9 protein-coding genes are annotated in these 9,961 nt (G+C 51.9%); all 9 read left to right on the forward strand.

The features are described 5' to 3' along the window. The first annotated feature begins 758 nt into the window (after nt 1-758). The 9 genes from HPY58_10715 (at nt 759) to HPY58_10755 (ending at nt 9,516) form a co-directional block, all read left to right on the forward strand. Nucleotides 759-1,589, forward strand: a complete 831-nt coding sequence (locus HPY58_10715; protein NPV30097.1) for a DUF2064 domain-containing protein — start codon at nt 759-761, stop codon at nt 1,587-1,589. A gap of 32 nt (nt 1,590-1,621) precedes the next feature. Continuing rightward, nucleotides 1,622-2,710, forward strand: a complete 1,089-nt coding sequence (locus tag HPY58_10720; GenBank protein ID NPV30098.1) for a (Fe-S)-binding protein — start codon at nt 1,622-1,624, stop codon at nt 2,708-2,710. Nucleotides 2,711-2,759: 49 nt separating this feature from the next. Continuing rightward, a complete protein-coding gene (locus HPY58_10725) occupies nt 2,760-3,713 on the forward strand; it encodes a 4Fe-4S binding protein (GenBank protein NPV30099.1) in 954 nt (317 codons plus the stop codon). Nucleotides 3,714-3,895: 182 nt separating this feature from the next. Further along, nucleotides 3,896-6,097 carry a molybdopterin-dependent oxidoreductase gene (locus tag HPY58_10730; protein ID NPV30100.1) on the forward strand — a complete coding sequence of 734 codons (2,202 nt, stop codon included), beginning with the start codon at nt 3,896-3,898 and terminating at the stop codon, nt 6,095-6,097. Further along, entirely contained in the window at nt 6,097-6,639 is a 543-nt protein-coding gene (locus HPY58_10735) for a 4Fe-4S dicluster domain-containing protein (GenBank protein ID NPV30101.1), read from the forward strand. Before HPY58_10730 ends, HPY58_10735 begins: the two co-directional genes overlap by 1 nt. A 13-nt stretch (nt 6,640-6,652) precedes the next feature. Beyond that, complete coding sequence (nrfD, locus tag HPY58_10740; GenBank protein NPV30102.1) at nt 6,653-7,618, forward strand: polysulfide reductase NrfD; 966 nt, start codon at nt 6,653-6,655, stop codon at nt 7,616-7,618. Nucleotides 7,619-7,630: 12 nt separating this feature from the next. Next, nucleotides 7,631-8,092, forward strand: coding sequence for a GNAT family N-acetyltransferase (locus HPY58_10745; GenBank protein ID NPV30103.1), 462 nt, complete (start codon nt 7,631-7,633; stop codon nt 8,090-8,092). 6 nt (nt 8,093-8,098) lie between these two features. Next, a complete protein-coding gene (locus HPY58_10750) occupies nt 8,099-8,929 on the forward strand; it encodes an MBL fold metallo-hydrolase (GenBank protein NPV30104.1) in 831 nt (276 codons plus the stop codon). Nucleotides 8,930-8,949: 20 nt separating this feature from the next. After that, nucleotides 8,950-9,516 (forward strand): flavin reductase family protein, encoded by a 567-nt coding sequence (locus tag HPY58_10755; protein ID NPV30105.1) that lies wholly within the window; start codon nt 8,950-8,952, stop codon nt 9,514-9,516. The last annotated feature ends 445 nt before the right edge of the window (nt 9,517-9,961 follow it).

Genomic DNA, 9,961 nt, shown 5'->3' on the forward strand with positions numbered 1-9,961 from the left:
ATGCTGCCAGGGATCCAGGGCCTGGGAACAACGTATTTTTTCAATAAGAGAAAACCGTTTCATTTTGAAACCAGGACTTTTAAAAAACTTATAGTTCCAACAGGTAACTCTTTTTTGCTCATTTTTAGGCACTTTCCGGGTCCGGCGGGCCGTCCATGATTCCCCATAATGAGATTTCCTTTTTTGTTAATCTTGGAAGTGGTGGCAGGGGAATAGCCTTTGCCCAGTAGTTCTCTGGTGGACCTCTTCACTTTCCGGATGCTGATTCCCCCAGTGAAAAACTCGATGATCTGTCTGTCGAAGATCCCTTACACCTGGAGCGAGGAAAAACCTTTGATTCGAATTTGCCGTTGCGCATCTCCCACCATGTCTTTGATGGAGCCGAAACGGGTGAGGAGATCCCGCTCGGGATACCGTTGCGCTTGTTATCCCTTTTGCCGTCCTCCTCTCTGGTGCTGTTCAACCAGGAAAGCTGTCAACTTCTGCTTGACTGCTGTTCCAGGACATGATTTGATATAGCACCTGATTATAGAAGGCAGAGGGTATGCCCTTATGCTACCAGATAAAATTGGCCAACAATTCTTAACTGGAATCTCAAAACGAGACTGGTCAAAGGGGTATACTTCAGGTGCATGTCCTGGTTTTATGCGAGTTTTCGGCTTGCATCTACCTGGTATATTTTTTGCAAGTTAGAGTCAATAAGCTGCAAAAAACGAGTTAATGCTATCGTTTGTTTTTAAGTCGGAGGAGGGAACCAGGTGCAAAGTGCAATTGTTGTTTTCACAAAAGTACCAAAAACAGGAGATGTCAAAACAAGACTTACAACCGAGGGCGGAGGCATCTTGACACCGGAAGAAGCAAAACGGTTTTACGAAGCCTGTTTGCTTGATGTTATAGACGCCTGCATTGCCTCGGCATGCGGGGATTTCTATATATGCTACAACGCAAAGGGTGACCGCGATCATCTGGAAGAATTGCTCGGCTCCGTTTCTGACCGGCGGGCGATCAAAGGTGTTTATGCCGATCAGGGCGGTACTTTTGACCAGTGCATGCAGTATGCGGCCGATTATATATTGAAAGATGGATGCGGCGGCAGACTGGCCGACAGTGTGCTCATTGTCGGCGGAGACCTGCCGTCATTGCAGCCTGCGACGATAAGAGAAGCAGTTAATAAACTGGAGAGACTGGCGTCAAGCGAATCCGGCCAAAAGGCCGCGAAGAAGCTCGGGGGGAACGGTGCCCCCATAGGTGCAGCCATAGTGGAGGGCGCCTGCCAGGAGGGCGGTTTTTCTCTTGTGGGTTACACCTGCACCACGCCCCTTGAATTCGACGGGGTGTTTTACAACAGGGATGGCGTTACCGCCCTGGATGCACTGGTTTATAAAGCATCCGAGCGCAACATCCCCTTCGGCCTTGTCGAAATGATACCTGATGTGGATATCCCGGCTGACCTGGCCAGCCTGATATCAGCGCTAAACGCCCTGAAACTTGCGGCAAGATACGATACTGCGGTCTTCCTGCCAAAAAGGACAATCAAAGCGGTTGAGGAGATGGGGCTTGTGGCTTCAGCAGCGCCGTCACAGCGTTAGACTGATTATAGCCTGATAAGGAGCGGTAATATATGGGAAAAGAACCGCATAGCCAGCTAGCTATGTTGGCGCAAGAATGCCAGGATTGCGGCTTATGCTTGGGCGCATGTGATTTGCTGGCTGAAGCAGCAGGAACGCCGGGCGAGCTGGCGCAAGGCGGGGTAGGGGCCTATGAAGCTTATAGCTGCTTCTTGTGTGACAGGTGTGCAGCGGCTTGTCCACTCGGCCTGAAGCCCTCAGCTATCTTCGCTGCCAGGCGAATTGTTGCGGTTGAAAAAGGAGAAATAGACCCCGACGAGTATAGCTATCTTTTTCCCGACCGGGAAGAAAGCATCATGCGCCTGTACCGGCGTTACTACAATATTGATTACAGTGATATCGCGGCAGGTAAAGGCACCGAAACGTGTTTCTTCCCCGGCTGTACCCTGATGACGTATTCCCCGGTGTTGACCAGGGAGGTTTACCGGAGGCTTAGAGCCGGATGCGGATGCCGGGGAATACTTACGGATTGCTGCGGAAAACCTCTGAGCCAGATGGGACTAAGGCAGAGGGCTGAACAGGCAGCCCGTAGTCTGATGAACAAGATGGCGCATATAGGCGTCAAGAGAGTTATAGTAGCCTGCCCCGGATGTTATTATCACCTGCGCCATTTGCTGGAGCAGGAGGGAATAGAAGTTCTGACCGTTTATGAGGTTCTGGATTTTCAAAGACAGATGCCGGAGAATGCGCCCTTGTGTACGGTGCACGACTCATGCCCCGACAGGTTTGAGGGAATTTTTGCTGCCCAGGTGCGTGAGGCGCTCCGAAAAGACGGGTACGAACTGGTAGAAATGCCTTTCAGCGGGAGGGATGCTCCATGCTGCGGGAGCGGCGGGCAGGTCTCCCATTTCAGGCCGGAGCTGGCGGAAAAACTGGTAGAGAAGAGGCTGAGTGAGGCAGAAAAGTCTGGCGCAGAAATTCTCATTGCTTATTGTCTCAGCTGCGTGCTTAATTTTGCCGGTAAGCCCTCCGGCATAAAGGCAAGGCATGCATTGAACCTCCTGTTAGGACATGAAGAAGACTACTCTGATGTTAAGGCACGGGCCCTGCAGATATTTACAGAACCAGAACCAACCGAATAAGGTGACCGGCAAACCAGGGTGGAGCAGAATGGAAAAGGAGTTCGCATAAATGGATAATGAGCAACTGGCAAAATCGTTGCAACAAATACTGGGTCTGCGGTGGTCGCCGGTGGCCTTGCGACTGATGAGGCCAGGGGAGGGAATACCGGAAGGATTGATGGAGCCTCCGATGCCGCTCCGGCATTGCCAGTCAATTATTGTGGCCCGGCGGGGAAACTGCCTGTATCTGCCGCCCCGCAAGCACGCATGCCCTGATGGAGCAGGTGTGCTGGGGCTTGTGGAAATGTCACCAAAGTTGAGATCAGGAGAACTGTACCTGCTCTTCAAAAAGCTGCCGAATCTTGAGTGCGCCAGAACCATGATTGCCGGCAGGCCGGAATTTGCCCCCGGAACCTATGCTGCAACGGTGCTGGCACCGCTGGAAAAAGCAACGTTTGTACCTGACGTGGTTATATTTACGCTCTGGCCGGAACAGGCGATGTGGCTTTGCTGTGCCCAGACTTATACGTCTGGAAAAAGGCAGGTGTTCAATACCTCCGGGTACAACTCCACCTGTGCCGATCTGACAGTCAAAGTTATGCAGACCGGGGAAATGAACATTTCCTTCGGCTGTTATGGGGCCCGCGCTTCAAGTGAGATAGATGACTTTGAGCTTTATATCTCTATACCCTATGGGCAGCTTCAATTGCTGGTTAAGGCACTTCAACAGTTGTCATTAAAGAGCATACCTGAGGAAAGAAAAAAGATCTATATGCACCCGGTTATGGATAATATCCGGAAACCCAGTGAAAAAGTAAACGGCAGAGTCGAATTGCAGGTGAACCAGGAGCAGTGCAATGGATGCGGTTTGTGCGAGGCTTTCTGCCCCGTTGCGGTTTTCGAAATGTTCGAAGCAAAAGGTGCAAGAAAGGCGCGTCCTGTTTTGGTTGATAAATGCAGTGCCTGTTATACCTGCGTCGGGCAGTGCCCCCAAAAGGCTATCCAGCTGAGAATCAGGATTTGAAAAAGATGAAGCGGACAAGCAGTAGCATGGTGGGGGGGATGATCTGTAGCAGTCAAGGAGAGATTTGATGAAAAGGAACGTCGCTGGTTGTAATTGTAGAGAAGCAGGGGCTGCAGAATGTGAATGCGCGGGTAGCTTGCTTTAAGAACAATTATCGAAGTTAAACAGAGAGGGGACTGGTAATGATCCAGATAAAAAAGGTCGCGTGTCACTTTTGTCATATGAACTGCGGGATGCTGGCCTATGTCGAGGACGGGGTGGTGATTAAAGTAATCGGGGATCCAGAGCATCCCTTTAACCAGGGGGCCCAATGCTCGCGAGGGGTCTCGGCGCTTGATCACTTGTATCACCCGAATCGCATTAACTACCCGCTGAAAAGAGTCGGAGAAAGAGGCTCGGGCCGGTTTGCAAGGGTGAGCTGGGAAGAAGCGCTGGATGATATTGCTGAGAGGCTTAAGCAGTTAATATCACAGTACGGCGCCGAGACCGTTTCAACTATCGGTGGCACCAATAGGACCGATGATTTTGCACGCAGGCGCTTTTTTAACCTGCTGGGGAGCCCCAACGTTGCTCATACGGCGCCGGTTTGCTGGATACCCAATTTTTTAGCAGAGACCTCTTCATATGGATGGGGCTCCTTCGATGCCGAAGTAATGAACGGAGCCAGATGCGTGGTGGTATGGGGCCATAATCCCGGGGCCTCGTACCTGCCGGAGATGCGGGGCCTGCTCCAGGCCAGAGAAACCTTCGGCACCAAAATCATCGTCATCGACCCCCGCTTCAGCGAAACAGCCGCAAAAGCCGATCTCTGGCTGCCCATCAGGCCGAACAGCGACAACGCCCTGGCCCTGGCCTGGCTCAACGTCATCATCAACGAAGGGCTGTACGACATGGAATTCGTAAGCGAGTGGACCGTAGGCTTTGGAGAGCTGGCCGAGCGGGTGCAGGAATACACCCCCGAATGGGCAGCAGAGAAGACCGGGATTTCAGCCGAACTGATAATAGAAGCCGCCAGGATGTACGCAACCTCCAAGCCAGCCTGCATCATGTGGGGAGTAGCCACCGATCAGCTGGGGAGAGGGAGCACCGCAGGAGCCCAGGCGAGAGTAGCCCTGAGGGCGATCTGCGGCAACCTCGACGTGCCCGGAGGGGACGTCATGCCCGGACCCCACCCCACCTTCATCACAGACTGGGAAATGGAACTCAACGAAAAGCTGCCAGAGGAGCAGAGAGCCAAGCAGCTGGGGTCCGACCGGTTCAAGCTCAACAGCTGGCCGGGGTATCAGTTGATAACCGAGAACCTGGTGCGGGTCTGGGGGAAGAGCATACCGGCCGAATGGTTCTGCGAAGCCAACCCGCCGGTATTATTCCGGGCGATGGCCACCGGAAAACCCTACCCCGTCAAAGCAGCGATAGTGCTGGCCGACAACCCCCTGGTATCCTACGCCAACACCAAGCTGGTCTATCAAGCCTTGAAAAACCTCGACCTCCTCGTAGTCATGGAATACTGGATGACACCCACAGCAGTACTTGCGGACTACGTGTTGCCGGCAGCATCCTGGCTGGAAAGGCCAGTACTGACCACAACATACGGCGTTTCCGACTGGCTGGTAGCCTCGGAGAGGGCAATCAAGCCCCTGTACGAACGCAAAACCGACTATGAATTCTGGAGAGAACTCGGCATCAGGCTCGGGCAGGAAGAATACTGGCCCTGGGAAACCGACGAAGAAGTCTTCAAATACCGTCTTGAGAAGCTCGGTTACGAAATAGAGAGCTACGAAGAATTCGTTCAAAAATACCGCTACGACTTTGCGCCCAGGGAATACAGGAAATACCTGACCCGGGGATTTGCGACACCATCCGGGAAGGTGGAGCTGAAAAACTCCACACTGGAGAGGCTGGGTTACGACCCCCTGCCGCATTATGTGGAGCCGCCGTTCAGCCCTGAAGCCAGGCCGGAACTGGCTGAGGAGTATCCGCTTACCCTGATTGCCGGCGGAGGGTTCAATCCCTTTTTCCATTCGGAACACCGTGAAATAACCAGGTTAAGGCTCGTAAGCCCCTATCCCAGGGTTGCCATTAATCCACGCCTGGCGGAGCAGTACGGAATCAAAGACGGCGACTGGATCTGGATCGAAACACCGACCGGTAAAGTTAAACAGAGGGCGGTTTTAACTGCGGCGGTAGCGCCGGACACCATTCAGGCGGAAAGAGGCTGGTGGTATCCTGAGAAAGAAATCGAAGAACCGGTACTCATGGGAGTTTTTGAATCCAATATCAACGTCTGCCTTGACGATGACCCTGACACCTGCGACGAGGCCTGCGGAAGCTGGTGCACGCGCGGCGTCAGATGTCGGATTTCTAAGGTGGGGGAGGGCAGCTAATGCGCTGGGGAATGTTAATAGATCTAAAAAAATGTATCGGTTGTCACGCATGCACTGTGGCCTGCCAGCAAGAGCACAATCTACCGTTTGGGGAGAGGTGGAACAGGGTGCTACGGGTGGGGCCCGTGGGGGAATATCCTAACTTAACTTCTTATTTCTTGCCTGTTCCCTGCATGCACTGTGAAGATGCTCCTTGTGTTGACGGATGCCCCACCGGAGCCAGCCGCAAACGGGCAGACGGGATCGTGGTTGTTGACGAGCTGAAATGCGTCGGCTGTAAGTTCTGCATGGTTGCCTGCCCTTATGGAGTGCGGCATTACAACGAAGAAAAAGGTATTGTAGAAAAATGCATCATGTGTTTCGACAGGCTTGATGAGGGAAAGGCTCCAAGGTGTGTAGAGACCTGCCAGTTGAAAGCTCGCTATATCGGAGACCTTGACGACCCTAACAGTGAGATTGTGCAGCTGATACGCAAGAAGAGTGCGAGGCCCCTGCATGAGGAATTGGGGACGAGACCGGCGGTTTATTATATCTTTCCATAGAGAGGTGACAGTTATGGAGACAAAACAGGAATACTGGGGATCTCTTGCTGCAGGATATTTTTTCCTGGCTGCGCTGGGAGCCATGATGTTTGTTATCGCAGCTGTTCTCGACCTGGCCGGGGTTGCTCTGGCCGGCCAAATAAACGGCTGGGTGAGCCTTGTTGCGCTAATTGTAACGGGGATTGGTGCTTTGTTATTGACTGTAGAGCTTGGTGATAAGACGAAGTTCTACCTGGTGATGACTAAGCCTTCGTCTATCATGAGTTTGGGCGCAATGATGATGAGTGCGTTCATGGTCATTGCTCTTGTGTATACAACTACTTTCTTTAGTTTTGTTCCCTGGTATCCGGCTTACGGGTTGCGGGAAGTCCTGGCGGTGCTGGGGATCATTGCAGCGGTAGGGCTGGTGGCCTACCCCGGACTGGAGCTAGGGGAGGCCAGAGGACGGGCGTTCTGGAACGGAAGTGGCCTGGTGCCGTTGTTTCTGGTAAATGGCGCCTCAAGCGGCATTGCCGGCGTGATTCTCATGTCGGTTATACTCGGGGAGGCGCAAAGTCCGGCCATCCTGAAACTTAACGGCGGCATCTGGTTCGGCTTTATAGTCGCTCAGGTGATCTTGTTGACGGGATACCTGTTGGGTATCAAAAACACGGGTGTCGAAGAAGCAAGAAGGGCGGTCGCCGGCATTTTACAGGGTGACTTGAGGGTGAAATTCTGGTGGGGTGTCGTTGTGGCAGGGGCATTGATGCCGTTGATCATGTATCTCTTCGGCAACAGCCCGGCCCTGTTAGCGGCCAAAGCCATCCTGGTCCTCATCGGTTGCGCCTGTTTCAGGTGCGTGTTCTTACAGGCTGCGGTAAGAAGGAGCCTCCCGGGTGAAGAAAGCGAGTGGATGAGCGCGCAGGAAGAAGCCAAACTGGGGCTTCAACTTGAAAAGCGATGGAAGGAAAAGGAAGCATGGCTTTATGGGGGAAAATAGGGGGGCGAATTTTTGGAGTACATTATTTCATTCGCCAGAAAAGCAGATGAAGAGGGTGTTCGGAGGCTCCTGTCCGAACACAAAATGGGAATGCTCGGAGAGGTCGAGGATTATGTGGTTTTAAAGTCGGCAGGGGAGGTCTGTGCGGTAGGAAGATTGGTACAAACGGGAAAGGACTACTTTCACCTTGAAGTTTTTGGAGTAAAAAATGGACTGCGCCGGAAGGGGGTAGGCGGTTTGTTGCTGTCCAAGATTATCAGCAGTCCCGGGGAGTATTGCCGCTGTGCAAGCATTGTGCCGGGAGCTTATAAAGTTACCACGGTGGCGAGAGGAGAGGCTGCAAGTTTTTACATAAAGCACGGGTTCAGACCCTGCAGCTTCTCAAACCTTGCTTCTCCGTATGATGTACAGTGCGATGACTGCCCGGACCGCGGAACCTGCAGGCCGCTGCCGATGATGTTCGAGGGGTGTTAGACAAAAGTGTCGGTCAGGCTACAGTTTAGAATACTAGGCTCGGGAGCGGGCACAGGTGTACCCTCCTTTTTCTGCAGCTGCCCAGGGTGCCTGGAAGCAAGAAGTAAAAAAGAGTATGCACGCACCCGCAGCTGTGCCGTGGTGGAGACTGGTGCGGGGACGGTATTGGTGGATGCCTCACCCGATCTCAGGAGTCAGCTTGTGAGGGAAATGATAACCAGTGTCGACTGTGTTTTTCTTACCCACTGGCATTACGATCACTATTCCGGCCTTGGCGAGCTCGAGTATTATGTAAAGCTCGAGCGGAAAGAAAAGCTTCCCCTCTACCTGCCACCGAGTGCTGTGATGCAGTTTGAAACCGTTTTTCCCAACCTGGCAGATGTGTTTCATTCAGCTCCCTGGCAGTTTTTCCAGCGTTATGGATTCGGCGGGATATATATAACCCCTCTGCCGGCCAACCATAGCGTGGAAACGGCAGGATTTCTGATCGAATCAAGCAGCAGCAAAATCGCCTACTTCCCCGATACTGCCGGTCTGCCGGAAGCAACGGCCAGAAAAGTTCGCGGTGTCGACTTTCTTGTGTGCGATGCCACATTTTACGGCGAAAACTGGTTTCCGGAGGCCCACATGTCGGTAAAAGAGGCGATCCAGCTTGGAAGACAGGTGGAAGCAAAAAGAACCGTGCTCACACACCTTTCCATACATTACAGCCGGCCGGTAACCAGCGAAGAGCTTGAGAAAGAAGCGGCCAGGCATCAGGGTGTTGTAGTAGCTCGCGATGGAATGAGCCTGAATCTGAGAGAATGCCTTCTTTTACACACCGGCCTGCTCTCTTGAGGATTTGGAGGTGTTGCATTATAAAAAAATCACTTGGTGCGCGGGCGCTCGCTTATCCCACTCCTGTATGGGTTATTGGGACGTACGATAGTAAAGGCAGGGCGAACATGGCAACGGCAGCCTGGGTGGGCATATGTGCTTCTAATCCGCCTGCTGTTTTCGTTTCCTTCAGGAGAGATAGATATACCTGTGCCAACATAATGGAAAAGAAAGCTTTTACCGTTAATATCCCCTCAGAAAATTACATAGAGGAAACAGATTATTTTGGGATTAAAACCGGGAGAAAACATGATAAGTTGGCAGGAGTAGGGCTTATACCTGTAAAGAGTGATATGGTGGATGCCCCTTATATAAAGGAATTTCCCTGCGTTATCGAATGTAGGCTGCTTAATTACGTTGAAATTGGATCGCACACTGCATTTATCGGTGAGATTCTGGATGTAAAAATAGAGGAGGCAATGCTTGGAAACGGTGATATTCCGGATATAGAGAGATTAAAACCGCTGCTCTTAATGCCGTGTAGCACTTCTTATTACGGTATTGGGAAATATCTTGGAAAAGTCTACTCAATCGGAGAAAGTATCTAGCAGCTTTTTCGTGTACGACTGAAAGGGACAGAACCTTTTGGCCCGGTTTTTGCAGTTTTTCGGTAAATTCTTAACCTGAAAAAAGTTTTTTCTTTTTTGGAACTGAAATTCCCAATGTGAAAAGAACGGGTGTTTTTGCCGGGATCCAGGATCTACGCCTGGAAGACTTTTTGACACAGCCGTTGGCGAGAAGCTCTTGGCATGAGTATTGCAAGAAGCCTATCCCTGGCAGCTTTTGTATATGTGTAGTTTGGGTCAGGCAGCAGGAAGAGGTGCAACGGCGCTACCTTATTCATGCTGAGCAAGGCTTCCTTGCAGCGGAGAGGTAAATTGGGTGTCAAGCTAAAGAGGAATATAAACTGTATGGTAGAGAGGTGAACACAATGGGCAAGACGGAGAAAAAGTGGACTTACGAAGAAAACGGGTATACCGTGGTGAGGAGCTG

The organism is Bacillota bacterium (assembly GCA_013177945.1).
In the GTDB taxonomy this organism is placed as follows: domain Bacteria; phylum Bacillota; class DSM-12270; order Thermacetogeniales; family Thermacetogeniaceae; genus Ch130.

Excerpts from the sequence above, each read along its gene's own strand:
- HPY58_10720 (NPV30098.1), top strand. The coding sequence starts at position 1,622 with ATGGGAAAAGAACCGCATAGCCAGCTAGCTATGTTGGCGCAAGAATGC.
- HPY58_10725 (NPV30099.1), top strand. The coding sequence starts at position 2,760 with ATGGATAATGAGCAACTGGCAAAATCGTTGCAACAAATACTGGGTCTG.
- HPY58_10730 (NPV30100.1), top strand. The coding sequence starts at position 3,896 with ATGATCCAGATAAAAAAGGTCGCGTGTCACTTTTGTCATATGAACTGC.
- HPY58_10735 (NPV30101.1), top strand. The coding sequence starts at position 6,097 with ATGCGCTGGGGAATGTTAATAGATCTAAAAAAATGTATCGGTTGTCAC.
- nrfD (NPV30102.1), top strand. The coding sequence starts at position 6,653 with ATGGAGACAAAACAGGAATACTGGGGATCTCTTGCTGCAGGATATTTT.